The organism is Micromonospora humida (genome assembly GCF_016901255.1).
Taxonomy (GTDB): domain Bacteria; phylum Actinomycetota; class Actinomycetes; order Mycobacteriales; family Micromonosporaceae; genus Micromonospora; species Micromonospora wenchangensis.
In genome coordinates, this window is the sequence record NZ_JAFEUC010000006.1 from 133,063 (window position 1) to 149,940 (window position 16,878).

Here is a 16,878-nt window from a genome sequence, read left to right on the forward strand (position 1 = left end):
ATGCGGGACACCTTCGTCGCCAGCGCCACCCGGTTCCTCGACGACCCCCGGACCACGATCGTGCTGGCCGACATCTCCGCCGACGCCTTCACCGAGGCGGGCCGACGGTATCCGGACCGGGTGGTCAACGTGGGCATCCGGGAACAGTTGATGGTCGGGGTGGCCGGTGGGCTCGCCCTCGCCGGGCAGCGCCCGATCGTGCACAGCTACGCCCCGTTCCTCGTCGAGCGGGCGTACGAGCAGATCAAGCTGGACCTCGACCACCAGGGCGTCGGTGCGGTGCTGGTCAGCATCGGCGCGTCGTACGACCGGGCGGAGGCCGGACGCACGCACCTCGCCCCGGCCGACGTCGCCCTGATCGACACCCTCCACGGCTGGACCGTGCACGTGCCCGGCCACCCCGACGAGGTGCCCGACCTGCTCCGCGACGCGGTCTGCGGGCAGCACTCGACCTACCTGCGGCTGTCCCTACAGAGCAACGCGCGGGCGTACCCGAAGGCGGGTGGGTTGCAGGTGGTCCGCGACGCCGGGCCGGGCGCGACGCTGCTGGTGGCGGTCGGTCCGGTGCTCGACGCCGCGCTCGCGGCGGTAGCCAACCTGCCGGTGACGGTGGCCTACACGCACCGGCCCCGGCCGTTCGACGTGACCGGGCTGCGGGCGCTGGCCGCAACCGAGGTGATCGTGGTGGAGCCCTACCTGACCGGCACCTCGACTCGGGTGGTGGCCGAGGCGCTGGCCGACCGGCCCCACCGGCTGCTCAGCCTCGGGGTGGGTCGGGCGGAACTACGGCGCTACGGCACCGCCGAGGACCACGACCGGTGGCACGGCCTCGATCCGGCCGGGCTGCGCCGGGCGGTCGACGGTTTCCTGACCCCGGCGGGATGACCGCGGGCTGACCGGGAGGGACGGGTCAGCGGGGCGTGCGGGCGGGACGGCGGCGGGTGCGTTCCCGGCCGAGGATCCAGATCGCCTCGACCCCGTCCTTCCAGGTGATCTTCTTGCCCTCCTCGCGCCCACGCGCCCGGTAACTGATCGGCACCTCGTACGGGCGGATGCGGCGACGCAGCAACTTGCCGGTCACCTCCGCCTCCATCCCGAAACCCCGGGACCTGATGCCCAACGACCGGTACAGCTCGACCGGCATCAGCTTGAAACACGTCTCCAGGTCGCCGATGTAGGAGTTGAACAGCACGTTCGCCGCCATCGTGACGCCCTTGTTACCCATCACGTACCAGAAGCTGTAGGCGCTGTGGCTGCCGAAGGTGCGGTTGCCGTAGACCACCGTGGCCCGCCCGTCGAGCACCGGGGCGAGCAGCCGGGGGATGTCCTGCGGGTCGTACTCCAGGTCGGCGTCGAGGATGACCATGTACTCACCCTCGGCGCTGTCCACGGCCGTCCTGATGGCCGCGCCCTTGCCCGCGTTACGCGGGTGGGTGATCACCCGCAGCCGGGAGTCGTCCGCCCGACCGAGGATCTCCCCGGTGCCGTCCCGGCTGCCGTCGTCCACCACGACCAGCTCGATCTCGCACGGGTAATCGACCGCCAATGCCTGCTTGAGGGCATCCGCGATGCGTTCTTCCTCGTTGTAGACCGGCATGAGGATCGAGAGCTTCACGGGAATCTCCACGGTGGCGACAGTGAGTCGGGCCTAGCCTAGCCTGGCAGGTCAGCCGCGCGAGGGTCGCCACCGCAGCGGCGAATGCCCGCCACCGGACCGGCCGGCACCCGGTCACCACGCGGAATGGTGTTTACTTCCGCCCATGTCGGCAGCCGGCTGGATGCTCGTGGCGGCCCCCGTCGCGGCGCTCGTGCTACTCACCGCCCTCCTGCGCCCCCGGGCCGCCGGGGTGGTCGCCCCGCACCGCCTCGGCGTGGTCCGGGCCGCCCTGCTGACCGGCGTCTTCGCCGTGCTGACCGTGGAGGTGCTGGGCGCCCTCGACGCGCTCACCCTGCCCGCCTTCGCCCTGGCCTGGCTGATCTTCATCGCCGGGGTCACGGTGGCGGTCGGCCGCCGACGCGACCCCGCCGCGCCCCGGGCCGCCGTCGCGGGCAGCCGGCGGGCGGTGCTGGTCGGCGCGACCGTGGGCGGTCCGCCGGCCGACGACCCGACCCTCGGCGCGGCGTCCGGACCGCCGCCGGCCGACGCTCCGGCGCTCCCGGCGACCACCGTCCGGGCCGGCGTCGCGGCGCTGCTGACCGGCTGGGCGGACCGGCTGACCCACTTCCGGCGTACGGCGACCCGGGGCGAACGGCTGCTCGCCGGCACGGTGCTCGCGGTGGTGCTGATCGAGCTGGTGGTGGCGCTGCTGGCCGAGCCGAACAACTTCGACTCGCAGACCTACCACCTGCCGAAGGTGGAGCACTGGGTGGCCCAGGGCAGCCTGGAGTTCTGGCCCACCGCCATCCACCGGCAGGTGACCATCCCGCCCGGGGCCGAATACCTGCTGCTGCACCTGCGCCTGTTCACCGGCGGGGACGCCCTGCACAACCTGGTGCAGTGGGCCGCCGGGATCGGTTGCCTGCTCGCGGCCACCCGGATCACCGCCCAGCTCGGCGGGGGCCGGCGGGCCCAGCTCGTCACCGCGTTCCTGCTCGCCACCACGCCGATGGTGGCCCTGCAGGCGACCAGCACCCAGACCGACCTGGTCGCCGCCGCCTGGGCCGCCTGCGCCGCCACCCTGGTGCTGGACGGGCTGCGCCGCCGGGCCGGCCTCACCGACGCGCTGGCGCTCGGCGCGGCCACCGGCCTGACCGCGCTGACCAAGACCAGCGGGCTGATCGCCGTCGGGCCGCTGCTGCTGCTCTGGGGCCTGGCCCAGCTCCGGCTGGCCCGCCGCCCCGCCGGGGCCGCTCCGGAAGACCCCGCCGGGGTCACGCCCGACCGGGCCGGCCGGGCGCCGGGCGGGTTCAGCCCGGACCCGACGACCGGACCGACGGACCGGCCGGGGCCGACCGGGGCCCGGCAGGTCGCCCGGACGGTGGGCGGTTCGCTGCTGGTGCTGCTGGTCGCGGCGACCGTGGTGGGGCCGTTCCTGGCCCGGGAGACGGCCGAGTTCGGCCACCCGTTGGGGCCGCCCCGACTCCGCGAGTCCATCCCGATGGAACGGCACGACCCGGCCGCCGTGCTGGTCAACGCGCTGCGGATCGGGCACACCGCGTTCGACACCCCGCTGGCCCCGCTGCGCGCCGGCACCGCCTCGGCCATCATGGACGGCTCCCGGGCGGTCGGCGTCGACCCGCAGGACCGCGCCATCACGTTCGGCCGGGAGGTCTTCCCGGTGCCCGCCTGGTATCCCGACGAGGACCGGGTGGCCTTCCCGCTGGCCGGGGCGCTGGCGCTGGTCGGGGCGGCCGTCGCGCTGGCCCGGCCCCGCCGGATCAGCCCCGGCCGGGCGGGGACGCTGCGGGCGTACGCGGGGGTGGTGGTGGGCGCGGTCGTCCTGCACACCGCGATGATCAAGTGGCAGCCGTGGGGGAACCGGCTGCTGCTGTACGCGCTGGTGCTGGCCGTACCCCTGGCGGGGCTCTGGGTGGACGCGGTGCTGCGGCGGCGGGCCGGGGCGGGCCGCCGGTCGGTGGCCGCCGGGCTGGTGGTGACCGTGCTGGCCACCTCCGCGCTGGCCGGCGTGCTGGCCCTGTCCTACGGCTTCCCCCGCCGGCTGGTCGGCGCGGGTTCGGTCTTCACCACCGCCGAGTGGGACACCCGGTTCCTGCGCCGGCCGCAGTGGGCCGACGAGTTCCGCTGGGCCGCCTCGGCGGTACGGGCCAGCGACGCCCGACGGATCGGCCTGGTGCAGCAGAACGACAACTGGGAGTACCCCTGGTGGCTGCTGCTGCGCGACGACGACGGCCGGTCGCCCGAGCTGGTGGCGTTGCAGTCGGTGCTGCCGGACCGGCCGCCGGCCGACCCCACCTCGGTCGACGCGATCGTCTGCACCGGTCCCCGCACGGAGTGCGCCCGGCTCGTCCCGGCCGGCTGGACGATCGAGTACCGCGACCACGTCGGCTACGCGCTGCCCCCGACCCGCTGAGCACCGGGGAACACACGTCGGGGCCGGCGTGGTGGTCCACGCCGACCCCGACCGGTCCCCCACGGGTCACTTCTGCTTGATCGGCACCACGATCAGCCGGGCGACGCTGGCGTCCCCGTCCCTGGCCCCGGCCACGTTGACCTGGGTGCCCACCTTCACGTCGCTGGCCTTGACGGTGGTCCGCCGCTCGACCACCCGGAGCTGGTCGCCCAGCTTCCAGGTCAGGGTGAAACCGTCGGTGGACTTCACCGTCACCGAGTCCCCGTCGATCGCGGTCACCTCGCCGCGCTGCACGACGACGGTCTTCGTGCCGTCCTTGGTCTGCACCACCGCCTCGCCGTGCAGGCCGTTGCGGCCCAGCTTCACCCGGGCCTGCCGGCGCTGCCGCAGCTCCTTCACCCGCTCGCCGCGCTTACCCTTGGCCCCGGCCTGCGGGGACGGGGTGGTAGACGCGGCGGGCGCGGCGAGCAGGTCCAACTCGACCGGGTCGAGGCCCAGCGCGGCCAACGCCTGCCCCTCGACGCCCAGCGCGGCGGCCACCTCGACGACGGCGGCCTTCGTGCCGTCCTGCGCGACCTGGGCCGTACCGCAGCCGGCGACACCGAGTGCGAGCGCCGCGAGCAGCGACGTGGCGGTGACGGCGATTCCCCGATGTGCCATGACTGTCCTCTCGTCCGTGATGCCACCAGCCTCACCGAACGGGATGGGGGCGGGGTCAGACCGATGTTCGGGTCAGGTAAGGACGGGCGGGCAGCCGGACGGTGAACGCCGCGCCCCCCTCGGCGGCGTGCCCGGCGACGATCTTCCCGCCGAGCCGGCGGACCAGCCCGGCCGCCAACGCCAACCCCAACCCGCTGCCCACCTTGCGGACCCCCCGGTAGCGCTGGTGCAGCGCCCCCCGCTCGAAGGCCACCGCCAGGTCGTCGTCGGTGAAGCCCGGTCCGCCGTCGCGGACCTCGACCAGCCCACCGGCGGTCGGGCCGGCACCGGCCGCCCGGACCGCGAGCACCACCGGCGCCCCCGGCGGTACGACCCGCAGCGCGTTCTCCAACAGCCCGTCCACCACCTGCCTGATCCGTCCCGGATCGGTGTACGCGGGCACCGCCGTGCCCGGCGTCTCCAGCCGGAACGGCACCCCGACCGCCGCACACCGCTCCGACCAGGTGCGTTCGGCGTCGGCGGCCAACCGGGTGAGGTCCACCGGCACCGGTTCCAGCGGGAAGTCCACCGCCTCCAGCCGGGCCAGCGCCAACAGGTCGGCGACCAGCCGGTCCAGGTGCTGCGCCTCGGCGAGCATGGTCCGGCCCGTCGCGGTCGCCTCGTCCGCGCCGATCACCCCGTCGGCGAGCGCCTCCGCCCACCCCCGGATCGCGGTCAACGGGGTGCGCAGCTCGTGTGAGACGGAGAGCAGGAACTCCCGCTGCCGGCCCTCGCTGGTGGCCAGCGCGGCGGCCAGCCCGTTCAACGCGTACGCCAGGTCGGCGACCTCGTCGGGGGGTTCGACGGGCACCCGGACGGCCCGGTCACCGGCGCGCAGCCGGGCGGCGGCGGTGGCGGCGTGCCGGATCGGCCGGGCCAGTCGACGGGCGAGCAGCAGCCCGGCCGCCGCCCCGGCGGTGAGCCCGGCCAGCAGCGGCAGCCACAGGGCGCGCAGCACCTGCCGCCACGGTCCCTGCGGGGTGGCCCGGGTCAGCACCACACCCTCCCCGCCGGGCAACGCCCGCCCCTCGACGAGGGTCCGCTGGCCGTTGACGAACCGGCGACCGGAGACGTCCCGGCCGGCGGAGATCCGGTTCACCACCTGCCGGGGCAGGCCGGGGCGGTCGGCCAGCCCACCCTGCACGACGTACACCTCGATCTGCTGGTCCTTGAGCTGGCGGATCAGCCGGTCGCCGGCCGCGTCGCGCTGACGGCTGGGCCGGACCCGCAGCACGTCGGCGGCGAGCCGGGCCTGCGCGGCCAGCGCCTCCTGGTCGCGACGTTCCACCCCACGTACCGCCAGGGGGACCGCGACCAGGGCGGTGACCAGGACCGACACCAGCGCCACCGCGCAGGTGACCAGCACCGCGCGGGAGGTCAGCGTGTGCAGGGAGCGGCGACGGCGGGGGGCGGTGTCACCCCGGGGGGCGGCCGGCGGCGCGGCGGGTTCAGCCATCGGCGGCGTACCCGACGCCCCGGTGGGTGCGGATCACGCTGGCCGCGCCGAGCTTCGCCCGGACCTGGGCGACGTGCACGTCGACCGTACGGGTGCCGGCGTGCGCCGCGTACCCCCAGACCCCGGCCAGCAGCTCCTCCCGGGTGAAGACCCGGCCGGGGCGGGCCATCAGATGGGCGAGCAGGTCGAACTCGGTGGAGGTGAGCTGGACGGGGGCACCGGCCGCGAGCACCGTACGCCGGGCCGGGTCGAGGGTGACCGGGCCGACGGTGCGGGACCGGTCCGCGCCGTCGGGGGCACCGACGGTCCGCCGCAGCACCGCCCGGACCCGGGCCACCAGCTCGCGAGGGCTGAACGGTTTGGTCACGTAGTCGTCCGCGCCCAGCTCCAGGCCGACGATCCGGTCGACCTCGTCGTCGCGGGCGGTGAGGAAGATGACCGGGGTCCAGTCGCCGGACTCGCGCAGCCGCCGGCAGATCTCGGTGCCGGCCAGGCCCGGCAGGGTGATGTCGAGGACGCAGGCCACCGGGCGCAGCCGGCGGGCGGCGGCCAGCCCGGCGGTGCCGTCCCGTTCCAGGTGTACGCCGAACCCGTCCCGGCCCAGGTAGAGCCGGACCAGGTCGGCGATGGCCGGTTCGTCCTCCACGACGAGGACGAGCCCACGTGGTGCGGTGGCATCGACGGTCACCGGCCCATGATGACCGACCCGGCGTCGGGCGGTGCGGACGGCCGTGTTCGGGTCAGGTAAGAACCCGGTCAGCGGGCCGGCAGCGGGCGCAGCAGCGGGGCCGGCGCGACGGGCGGGGCGTCACCGATGGTGGCGACGACCCGTTCCTCGGGCCGACGCAGCCGGGTCCGGAAGGCGTGGTGCAGCAGCGTGTCGAGCTGCCACACCTGCTTCGGGTGCTGGGTACGGATGACGAACCGCTCGCGTACCCCGTCGATCGCGGTGGCGGCCAGCTCGACGGCCTGTGCGCGCGGGTCGGGGCTCCAGGTGACATTGCTCAGCTCCCGCAGCTCGGTGTTGAGGTGCAGGCGCAGCCGGTGCAGCACCCGGGTCTGCCGGGTCACCACCAGCCGGCGGTGGGTGAGCAGCAGGAGGTAGTCGCCGTCGACCGGGCGGTCGGGGCGGGCGCACCGGGCGACCAGGATGGTGGCGTCCCCCGACCCGACGCACTGGCGGAAGACCGGCATGTGCCGGCTCACCGTCTGGACCGCCAGCCCGGTCTCGGCGGCGGCCGGGAGGAAGGTGCGCGAGAAGACGTCCATACCTGGCCAACGAGCCGCGACCAGGGGTGATGTGGGTCACTGTCGACTTTTGGAACTTCCACTCCCCCGGGTCGCACCACCGGTGCGTCTTTCCGCACCGGCTGCTGTCCGGGGACGGGACGTCAGACGGGCATCGGCGCGAACAGCTCGCCGAGCCAGCCCGGTACCGCGTCGGCGTACTCGGCGCGGGTCGGGTCGGTGGTGGCCAGCGCCCGTCGCCAGGACAGCGCCCGGCTCACCGTGGTCACCCGTACGGCCAGCCCGGCGGCCTCCCGCAGGGCCGCCCGGTCGTGCCGGTCGGTCCACGCCTCCAGGTAGGCGTCGCGCAGCCGGAGCAGCACCGGGTCCCCCTCGGGCAGCGAGTAGGTGTGCGCGACCGAGCGCAGGGTCACCAGCAGGGTGCCGAACGGGTGCGCCACGGACGCGTCGCCCCAGTCGAAGAAGCGGTAGCCGTCGGCGGCGAACACGTTCCCGTCGTGCAGGTCGTCGTGCTGCACGGTGGCCGGGATGCCGGTGTCGGCGAGCCGCCCGCAGTCCTCGGCGAAGCGCGGCTGGTACGCCCGCAGTCGCTCGTAGGTCGCCGCGTCCAGCCCACTGTCGTCACCGTCACCGTCACCGTCACCGTCACCGTCGGCGGCCGGGCGGGTCTCGCCGTCGCCCTCGCCTCCGGTGGCCGGGCGGGTGTCGGTGCCGCCTCCGGTGGCCGGGCGGGTGCCGGTGCCGTCGGGTCCGGGGTCGAGGAGCAGGGCGGCGCGGTCGTCGAGGAGGTCGGCGAGCAGGGCCGGCAGGGCGGCCGGCCGATGGTCGGGCACGCCGAGCGCGACGAGGTCGTCGGCCCGGGGAGCCACCGTCCGTTGGAGGTCGGCGTAGGCGGCCAGCACGTCGGCCCACCGGGTCGGGTCCGGTTCGGCCAGGTCACGCAGGGACGGACCACCGTGGGGCAGCAGCGACCAGCCCCGCGCGGGGTCCACGGCCACCGGGTCGAGCACCCGGCCGGGGGCGTGCCGGGGCAGCTCGGCCAGCAGCACCGCCTCGTACGCCGTGCCGGGGTTGTTCGACTTGAACCAGTACGGCCCGGCGTCGGTGGGCACCTGCCAAACCAGCGACCAGGGGCGTTGCCGGGCCTCGACCGGGCCGGTGACCTGCCGGCCGTGCCGGTCGAGCTGCCCGCTCACCCACTCCAGCGCGGTGGCCCGCCACTGCGGGTCGGCCCACCCGGGGGCCATGGAGACGATCGTCACGCCGCGCAGAGTAGGCCACCCGCCCACCCCGACACCCGCCATTTTCGGCCGGGCGGGATCGCAATGGGGCCGATGTAGCGGCATCAAGGCCGCTCGGACACCGCAACATCGGCCCTATTGCTGGGATCGCGGGCGGGGATCGCGGGCGGGTGGCGTCAGAGCAGTTCGAGGATGGTGGCGTTGGCCATGCCGCCGCCCTCGCACATGGTCTGCAGGCCGTACCGGAGGTCGTTGTCCCGCATGTGCTGGAGCATCGTCGTCATGATCCGGGCACCGGACGCGCCGAGCGGGTGCCCCAGCGCGATCGCCCCGCCGCGCGGGTTCAACCGCTCCGGGTCGGCCTCGGTCTCGGCGAGCCAGGCCAGCGGCACCGGGGCGAACGCCTCGTTCACCTCGTACACACCGATCTCCTCGATGCCCAGGCCGGCGCGGCGCAGCGCCTTCGCGGTGGCCGGGATGGGGGCGGTGAGCATGGCGACCGGGTCGTCGGCGGCGACCACGGCGGTGTGTACCCGGGCCAGCGGGCGCAGGCCGTGCCGGCTGGCCCACTCGCTGGTGGTGACGGCGAGCGCGGCGGCCCCGTCGGAGATCTGCGACGCGGACCCGGCGGTCACCACCCCGTCGGTGCGGAACGGGGTCTTCAGCTCACCGAGCGCGGCGAGGGAGGTGTCCCGGCGGATGCCCTCGTCGGTGGTGAACGAGCGCCCGTCACTCAGCGGCACCGGGGCCAGCTCCGGGTCGAACGCCCCGGCGTCCTGCGCGGCGGCGGCCTTCTCGTGGCTGGCCAGCGCGAACTCGTCGAGCTGGCCACGGGAGAAGCGCCACCGGGCGGCGATCAGCTCGGCGCCGACGCCCTGGTTGAACGGGAGCGGCTGGTCGTCGGCGAAGCCCTCGACGCCCCGGTAGCGGGCCCGGATGCGGTCGCTGAACGGCATGCCGTCGCCGACGCTGGACCCCATCGGCACCCGGGTCATCGACTCGACGCCCCCGGCCACCACCAGGTCGGCCTGCCCGGAGACGACCGTCGCGGCGGCGAAGTGCAGGGCCTGCTGGCTGGAGCCGCACTGCCGGTCGAGGGTGGTGCCGGGCACCGACTCGGGCCAGCCGGCGGCGAGCACGGCGTTGCGGGCGACGTTCCACGACTGCTCGCCGACCTGCGACACGCAGCCCCAGACCACGTCGTCGACCTGGCCGGGATCGATGCCGGTGCGGTCGGCGAGGGCACGCAGCATGTGCGCCGACAGGTCGACCGGGTGCACCTCGGCCAGGCCGCCCTTGCGTCGCCCGACCGGGGTACGCACCGCACCGACGATGACTGCGTCACTCATGACTACTCCCCGGTAACTTTGGCTGTGTCGATACTACGTCCCCGGCCGCCGGTCCGCCCCCCGCGTCGCCGGGACCGGCCCGGTGCGGCTGGCATGCTGGGACGGTGCATCCACCAACGTCTCCGGCCCGTCAGTGGCGGGTCCCCCCGGCGGTCCCGGCGGTGAAGCTGGCCGGCGCGGTCGGGCTGGTCGCCCTCGGGCTGCTGCTCGCCGACGGCGACCCGGTCCGGCTGGCGCTGGCCGTCGCCGCCGCTGCGGGGATGGCCGCCTGGGCGGTACGCGACCTGCTCGCCCCGGTCCGGCTCGCGGTCGACGCCGACGGGATCACCGTCGTCCGGGGGTTCGCCGGGCGACGGCACCTGCCGTGGGAGGTGGTGGAGGCGGTCACCGTGGACCGGCGGACCCGGTTCGGGCTGACCGGTGAGACGTTGGAGATCGACGCGGGCGAGACCCTGCACCTGCTGGGCCGGGCCGACCTGGGCGCGCCCCCGGCCGAGGTGGCCGAGGAGGTCCGGGCCGCCCACCCCTGACCGGCGCACGGCCCCGCCCCGGTACCGCTCAGCCGAGCAGCATCACCGTACGAACGATCACCAGGCCGAGCAGCGCGAGCAGGATGACCCCCGCACCGGCGGCCTGGAACACCGAGCGCCGCATCCGGGGGGCGTACGCCAGCACGAGCGCCATCAGCGCCCCGACGATCAGCCCGCCGACGTGACCCGGAATGGAGATGCCCGGCACGGTGAACGTGAAGATCAGGTTGATCACCAGGATCGGCAGGATCGCCGAGGTGTCCCGACCGAGCCGGCGCATCAGCACGAAGACCGCCGCGAACAGCCCGAAGATCGCCGTCGAGGCACCCGCCGAGGCGGTGTTGGGGCTGCTGAACAGGTATGCCGCGACGTTGCCGCCGAGGCCGGCCATCAGGTAGAGACCGAGGAACCGCAGTGGCCCGAGCAGGGCCTCCAGCTCCCGCCCCAGCACCCAGAGCGCCCACATGTTGAGCAGCAGGTGCAGCACGCCGTAGTGCAGGAACATCGCGGTGACCAGCCGGTACCACTCGCCGGAGGCGACGCCGTGCGCCTCGCCGAACGGCACGTACGAGGCGTAGCTGAGCACCGAACCCCACTGGGTCAGCGGGGTGCCACCGCCGAGCAGGCCGCCGAAACCGGAGCCGCCGATCAGCGAGTCACCGCCCCGGTCACTGAGCACCGAGACGATCATCACCAGCACGTTCAGCGCGATCAGGGTGCGGGTGACCAGGCCGCGACGGCCGGCGGCACCGCCACCGAAGGCGGTACGCGCCGGCCGTACGCTGCGGCGTCCCTCGTTCACGCACTCCGGGCACTGGTGGCCGACGGGAGCGTCCCGCATGCAGTCCGGACAGATCGGCCGGTCGCAGCGGGAGCACCTGAGGTACGTCTCCCGGTCGGAGTGGCGGTAGCAGACCGGGGTGGTCGGCACCGGCCCACCGGTGGCGTCGCCGGCCGGCCCGGAGCGTTCAGTCATGCGTGCAAAGGTACCTCGCGGGTGCGGTCAGGCCCCGGTGCGCTCGATCTCGACCCGCTCGATCACCACGTCCTGCAACGGCCGGTCGCTCGGGCCGGTGGGGGTGTTGGCGATCGAGTCCACCACCTTCGCCGACTGCTCGTCGGCCACCTGACCGAAGATGGTGTGCCGGTTGTTGAGGTGCGGGGTCGGCCCGACGGTGATGAAGAACTGCGAGCCGTTGGTGCCCGGCCCGGCGTTCGCCATCGCCAGCAGGTACGGCCGGTCGAAGCGCAGCTCCGGGTGGAACTCGTCGGCGAACGTGTAACCCGGGCCACCCCGGCCGGTGCCGGTCGGGTCGCCCATCTGGACCATGAAACCGCTGATCACCCGGTGCGAGATGGTGCCGTCGTAGTACGGCCCGTTGCCCGGCTGACCGGTGCGGGGATCGGTGTATTCCTTGTTGCCCTCGGCCAGGTCGACGAAGTTACGAACCGTCTTCGGAGCGTGATTGCCGAAGAGTTCCAGCCGGATCGGGCCAGCGTTGGTGTGCAAGGTGGCGTAGACAGCCTCGGCCACGGGTACTCCTCACTCGTTGGTCAGTTCCATGCGGATCCTCCCATGTGCCCCATCTGGCAGTGCGGAGGCATCCGGTGGTAGAGGATGACGAAGGAACAACTCCCAGGAGGTGGGACCGTGTTTGGAATCGGGCGGCGCAAGACCCAGGGGCAGCTGGCAAAGGTGGAGCTGCACCAGGGCATCGGTCACCTGAGGCAGGCGGCCACGCACGCGGCGAAGGGCGCCGGCGCCACGGTCGGCCCGCGGGTCCAGTCGGCCCGCAGCGCCGTCGCGCCGACCGCGGTCGCGGTGCGGGACCGGGCTTCCAGCGGCCTGGCGACGACGGCCGCGGCGCTCGCCCCGGTGGCCCTGGCGGTGCGCCACGCCCAGGCCGAGGCCGCCGGCAAGGCGCTGGCCGGCAAGAAGGCCGCCGCCGCCAAGCAGGCCAGGGTGAGCAAGAAGATCAAGGCGAAGAGCCCGAAGGCCCGGAAGAAGAAGCAGACCTCGCGCGGCATGATGGCGGGCCTGCTGGTCGCCGGCACGGTCGCCGGGGTGGCCGGCGCGATGGCCCTGCGTCGCCGCCGCGAGCAGCAGGAGTGGGCCGAGTACGACCCGACCCGCAGCATCGGCACCGCCCCCGTCCCGTCGTCGACCTCCGGTGCCTCCACCGCTTCGGCCGCCGGTGCCCCCACCGGCTCGGCCGCCGCCGGCGTCGACGCCCCCCGCGACGACGTCGACATCCTGGTGGTGGAGACCCCGTCGGCGGGCGGCACCACGCCCACCGGTTCGGCCACCCCGGCCACCGGCGTCGGCAGCTCCGCCGTGGCGGCCGGTACCCCGGCCGGCAAGCCGGTGATCCACCCGAACGACAAGGTCCCCTCGGTCGCCGAGGGTGCCACCGACGTCTCCGGCCGGCCGGCCGACGACCTCGGCAAGGCGCTCGACGCCGGTCGGGGCGCGGCGCAGTCCAGCACCCGGCGCTGATCCCCCGCACCACGTCGGCGGCGCGGCGGCGACCTGACCGGTCGTCCCGCGCCGCAGCCGACTTCCGGACCCCGTCGGGTCCCGGGCCGCCCGACACGACGCCGGTACCCGCAGCCCTCGACCCGGGTACGGCCCGGCACCGTCATCCGGCCTGCCCAGGGCGGCGGCCCCCACGAGAACGTAAGGATTTTTCAGGGTTACCCCCGACCGTTACGGGTCCACCCGGCGGGCTTGCGGCTCCTACAGTGCTCGTATGTCGTCGACCACCGACCCGGAGCGTCCGGCTCCGGAGCCGAACGGCGCCCCCTCGGGACGCTGGGACCAGTCCGCCGAGCGTCCAGGAGAGCCCCCGGCGGGGCGTGACCGGGCGCTGTCCCGGCGACGGGTGCTCTCCGGCACCGCCGCCGCCCTGGCCGGCGCGGGCGTGGCGCTGACCGGCGAGTTCGGGTATGCGGAGGCGACCGCCGACAGCAAGCTGCCCGTCTACGGCGGGTACGCCGCCACCGTGCACGCCGACCGGCGCACCCCGCCCCGGTCGTCCCGGGTCGACGTGGTGTGGAGCGTCGACACCACCCGCCGGCTGATCGCGCTCACCTTCGACGACGGGCCCGCGCCGAACTGGACCCCCCGGGTGCTGTCGATCCTCGCGCAGACCGACACCCCGGCCACGTTCTTCATGGTCGGCCGCCGCGCCCGCGAGTACGGCCGGCTGGTGGCGCACCGGCTCGACGGTCACGAGGTCGGCAACCACACCTGGGCCCACCAGGACCTCGCGAAGATGACCTACGAGCAGGCGTGCACGGCGATCAGCCGGGCGCACAACGAGCTGACCCGGCTCTGGGGCCGGGAGCCCACCCTGCTCCGCCCGCCGTACGGGCACCTCGCCGGCAGCACCCTGCTCGCCGCCAACGACCTCGGCTACCAGGTGGTCCTGTGGAACCGGCAGATGCTCGAATCCCGGTTCACCCGGAATCCGGACGGCCTGGTCGACTACATCGTCGACTCCTGCGAGCCGGGCACCATCCTGCTCGCCCACGACACCGGGCCGGCGGACCGGCTGGTCGCGATCCGGGGGTTGACCGCGATGATCACCGGACTGCGCCGGCAGGGCTTCGAGTTCGTCACCGTCTCCGAGCTGATGGCGGCGGCCACCCCGGCCACCGCCCCGACCCACTGACCGGTGGGCGGTCAGAGCCAGCCGTTGCGGCGGAACCACCGGTAGAGCGCCAGCGAGATGGCGAGCATCAACGCGAGCACCCCCGGATAGCCGTACGTCCATTTCAGCTCGGGCATGTTCTCGAAGTTCATGCCGTAGACCCCGGCGAACGCGGTCCACACCGCCGCGATGGCCGCCCACGCGGCGATCTTGCGCATGTCGTTGTTCTGGTCGACGGTGACCTGCGCCAGCCGGGCCTGGAGGATCGAGTTGAGCAGGTCGTCGTAGGAGTTGACCTGCTCGACGGTGCGGCTGAGGTGGTCCTGCACGTCGCGGAAGTACCGTCGTACCTCCTGCGGCACCTCGCGGTTGACCTGGGCGGTCAGCGTCAGCAGCGGCCGTTGCAGCGGGATCACCGCCCGCTTGAACTCGACCAGTTCCCGCTTCATCTGGTAGATCCGCTGGATCCGCCCGCTGCTCTGCCGGTCGAAGACGTCGGCCTCCAGCACGTCGAGGTCGTCCTCCAACTGGTCGGCCACCTCCAGGTAGAGGTCCACCACCCGGTCGGTGATCGCGTACGCCACCGCCCATGGGCCGTGCCGCAGCAGGTCCCGCTTGGCCTCCAGGTCGGCCCGGACGGGCGACAGCCGGCAGGCGTCCCCGTGCCGGACGCTGATCAGGAAGTTCGGCCCGATGAACAGCATCACCTGGCCGGTCTCCACCACCTCGGAGGTCTCGGTCAGCTCGGTGTGCTCGCAGTACCGGGCGGTGCGCAGCACCAGGAAGCTGACCTCGCCGAAGCGCTCCAGCTTGGGCCGCTGCTGGGCCTTCACCGCGTCCTCGACGGCCAGTTCGTGCAGGCCGTACGTCTCGGCGATGGCGGTCATCTCGGCCAGTTCCGGTTCGTGCAGCCCCAGCCAGACGAACCCGTCGCGTTCCTCGCGGGCGGCGGCCAGCGCCTCGGCGTACTGCCACTGGCCGGGGCGGCGTTCGCCGTCGACGTAGAGGCCGCAGTCGACCACCCCGCTGCGTCCCGGGCCGGCGGGCGCGGGGGTCCGGGGGGAGCCGTCGGCGTTGAGGATGCGGGACATCGCGCGCACCGGGGACACCCAGGCGCGGGGGTTCAGCACCCGACCGCCGTGGAGTGTCGCCGACCGCTCCCGTGCCGCCCGGTCCGTCATGGCGTTCCCCCTCCCGGGTGTCCTGCTGCGGCTTGCAGGCTACGCCGCCCCGGGCGCGGCGGCGCTCGGCCGATCGGGGTGTGGGCGCCGGGCGGGTCGGACCGCGTTCGGGGGGTGAGGGGGCGACCCGACCCACCCGGCACCGCTGGGGGCGGGGGTAATGCTGCCGCGTCACCCACCCGTCCGGCGGGTACGACCGGGTCACCGGCCGAACGTGAGTGACGCTCGCAGCATTGTGGGTCGCCCGGCCGGCCGAGGGGAGCCCTCGACCGGCCGACGTCGCACTTTTGTCAGAAACCCGACAGATAATTCAGCCGCGGACGGCCGCCACCGCCTCCGCGAGCCGGCGCACACCCTCGTCGATCCGGTCCGCGGTCACCGCGGAGAAGGCCAGCCGCAACGCGTGCCGCCCACCGTCGACCATGAAGTCGCTGCCCTTGACCACGGCGACACCCCGCTCGGCGGCGGCCGGCGCCAACCGGTCCACGTCCACGTCGTCGGGGAACTCCACCCAGAGGAAGTAGCCGCCGTCCGGCTCGACGAAGGTCACCTCGGGCAGGTGCCGGCGCAGCGACTCGGCCAGCACCCCGGCCCGCTCACCCAGCGCCGACGACACCGTGGCGATCGACCGCTGGATGTCACCCGAGACGCAGAACTGGTGCACGATCGACTGCGCCACCATGCCCGGCGAGATGTAGAGGCTGGTCGCCTTCTTGGCGATGTCGGCGATCAGGCTCGCCGGCCCGACCAGGTAACCGACCCGGACCCCGGGGCAGACGGTCTTGGTGAAGCTCGACGCGTGCACCACCACGCCCCGGGTGTCCATCGACAGCATCGACGGCAGCGGCTCGCCCCGGAACCGGATGTCGGCGTACGGGTCGTCCTCGAAGATGGTGAAGCCGTACTCGGCGGCGAGGTCGAGCAGCTCACGGCGCTTGTCCAGGGAGAGGGTCACCCCGGCCGGGTTCTGGTAGTTCGGGATCACGTGGGCCAGCCGGGGGCGTACCCCGGACTCCAGCAGCTTGCGCAGCTCGGCGGTGTCCAGGCCGTCCGGCTCGATGCCCACGCCGTGGATCTCGCCGCCCATCCGCTGGAGGTTGAGCAGGGTCCGGTCGTACGTCGGACGCTCCACCACCACGGCGTCCCCGCGCCGGACCAGGTGGTCGAAGAGGAACGCGTCGGCCTGGAGCGAGCCGTTGGTGACCAGCACCTGATCCGCCTCGACGCCGTGCTTCTCGGCGATCCACTTCCGCAACGGGGGGTAACCCACGGAGGTGCCGTAGGCGGTGACCCCGGCGGGGTCGGCGTCGAAGGCACGGACGGCGGCGGCCTTGAGCCCCTCGACATCCACGATGTCCAGCGAGGGCGCGCCACGGGCGAACGAGATCAGCTGCTCGGCGGTCATGCGCACGAGCCTAGGGCCTGGCCGGGCCGCTCCGGCCGGCATACACGCCAAGTTCAACATGCGGGCAGCCCGGCACCCCCGGCGC

16 protein-coding genes are annotated in these 16,878 nt (G+C 74.1%); 5 read left to right on the forward strand and 11 right to left on the reverse strand.

The genetic code is table 11. The annotated features are described in order from the left end of the window. Entirely contained in the window at window positions 1–885 is an 885-nt protein-coding gene (locus tag JQX11_RS14000) for a transketolase family protein (protein ID WP_204925629.1), read from the forward strand. 25 nt (window positions 886–910) lie between these two features. Here JQX11_RS14000 and JQX11_RS14005 read toward each other — a convergent pair whose 3' ends face one another. Then, window positions 911–1,615, reverse strand: a complete 705-nt coding sequence (locus JQX11_RS14005; protein WP_204925630.1) for a glycosyltransferase family 2 protein — start codon at window positions 1,613–1,615, stop codon at window positions 911–913. Between the two features lie 145 nt (window positions 1,616–1,760). Between JQX11_RS14005 and JQX11_RS14010 the strand changes: the two genes are divergently transcribed. Continuing rightward, window positions 1,761–4,031, forward strand: coding sequence for a glycosyltransferase family 39 protein (locus JQX11_RS14010; RefSeq protein ID WP_204925414.1), 2,271 nt, complete (start codon window positions 1,761–1,763; stop codon window positions 4,029–4,031). A 66-nt stretch (window positions 4,032–4,097) separates the two neighbouring features. Here JQX11_RS14010 and JQX11_RS14015 read toward each other — a convergent pair whose 3' ends face one another. The 6 genes from JQX11_RS14015 to JQX11_RS14040 all read right to left on the reverse strand — a co-directional run bounded on the left by JQX11_RS14015 (window position 4,098) and on the right by JQX11_RS14040 (window position 10,024). Further along, a complete protein-coding gene (locus JQX11_RS14015; protein WP_204925415.1) occupies window positions 4,098–4,691 on the reverse strand; it encodes a hypothetical protein in 594 nt (197 codons plus the stop codon). Between the two features lie 55 nt (window positions 4,692–4,746). Continuing rightward, entirely contained in the window at window positions 4,747–6,186 is a 1,440-nt protein-coding gene (locus tag JQX11_RS14020; protein ID WP_204925416.1) for a sensor histidine kinase, read from the reverse strand. Beyond that, window positions 6,179–6,874, reverse strand: a complete 696-nt coding sequence (locus JQX11_RS14025; RefSeq protein ID WP_204925417.1) for a response regulator transcription factor — start codon at window positions 6,872–6,874, stop codon at window positions 6,179–6,181. Before JQX11_RS14025 ends, JQX11_RS14020 begins: the two co-directional genes overlap by 8 nt. Window positions 6,875–6,942: 68 nt before the next feature. After that, a complete protein-coding gene (locus JQX11_RS14030; protein WP_204925418.1) occupies window positions 6,943–7,455 on the reverse strand; it encodes a hypothetical protein in 513 nt (170 codons plus the stop codon). Between the two features lie 122 nt (window positions 7,456–7,577). Then, window positions 7,578–8,696 carry a phosphotransferase gene (locus JQX11_RS14035; protein WP_204925419.1) on the reverse strand — a complete coding sequence of 373 codons (1,119 nt, stop codon included), beginning with the start codon at window positions 8,694–8,696 and terminating at the stop codon, window positions 7,578–7,580. 155 nt (window positions 8,697–8,851) lie between these two features. After that, window positions 8,852–10,024, reverse strand: a complete 1,173-nt coding sequence (locus tag JQX11_RS14040) for a thiolase family protein (RefSeq protein ID WP_204925420.1) — start codon at window positions 10,022–10,024, stop codon at window positions 8,852–8,854. Between the two features lie 104 nt (window positions 10,025–10,128). On the opposite strand from JQX11_RS14040, the gene JQX11_RS14045 reads away from it, so the two are divergent. Continuing rightward, window positions 10,129–10,554, forward strand: a complete 426-nt coding sequence (locus JQX11_RS14045) for a PH domain-containing protein (RefSeq protein ID WP_204925421.1) — start codon at window positions 10,129–10,131, stop codon at window positions 10,552–10,554. Between the two features lie 28 nt (window positions 10,555–10,582). On the opposite strand, the gene JQX11_RS14050 is transcribed toward JQX11_RS14045, so the two are convergent. Together JQX11_RS14050 and JQX11_RS14055 are read right to left on the reverse strand one after the other, a co-directional pair. After that, on the reverse strand, window positions 10,583–11,530 hold the full coding sequence (locus JQX11_RS14050; protein ID WP_204925422.1) for a rhomboid family intramembrane serine protease: 948 nt from the start codon (window positions 11,528–11,530) through the stop codon (window positions 10,583–10,585). A gap of 27 nt (window positions 11,531–11,557) precedes the next feature. Beyond that, window positions 11,558–12,088 (reverse strand): peptidylprolyl isomerase, encoded by a 531-nt coding sequence (locus JQX11_RS14055; protein ID WP_204925423.1) that lies wholly within the window; start codon window positions 12,086–12,088, stop codon window positions 11,558–11,560. Window positions 12,089–12,172: 84 nt separating this feature from the next. Between JQX11_RS14055 and JQX11_RS14060 the strand changes: the two genes are divergently transcribed. Beyond that, window positions 12,173–13,051, forward strand: coding sequence for a hypothetical protein (locus JQX11_RS14060; protein ID WP_204925424.1), 879 nt, complete (start codon window positions 12,173–12,175; stop codon window positions 13,049–13,051). Window positions 13,052–13,304: 253 nt separating this feature from the next. Then, the gene (locus JQX11_RS14065) at window positions 13,305–14,228 is read left to right on the forward strand and encodes a polysaccharide deacetylase family protein (RefSeq protein ID WP_204925425.1); all 924 of its coding nucleotides are present in this window, start codon (window positions 13,305–13,307) and stop codon (window positions 14,226–14,228) included. A gap of 11 nt (window positions 14,229–14,239) precedes the next feature. Here JQX11_RS14065 and corA read toward each other — a convergent pair whose 3' ends face one another. Both corA and JQX11_RS14075 read right to left on the reverse strand, forming a co-directional pair. After that, window positions 14,240–15,388: a magnesium/cobalt transporter CorA gene (gene corA, locus JQX11_RS14070; RefSeq protein WP_204925426.1), complete on the reverse strand. Its 1,149-nt coding sequence runs from the start codon at window positions 15,386–15,388 to the stop codon at window positions 14,240–14,242. Between the two features lie 310 nt (window positions 15,389–15,698). Next, complete coding sequence (locus tag JQX11_RS14075) at window positions 15,699–16,793, reverse strand: aminotransferase-like domain-containing protein (RefSeq protein ID WP_204925427.1); 1,095 nt, start codon at window positions 16,791–16,793, stop codon at window positions 15,699–15,701. Between the last annotated feature and the right edge of the window lie 85 nt (window positions 16,794–16,878).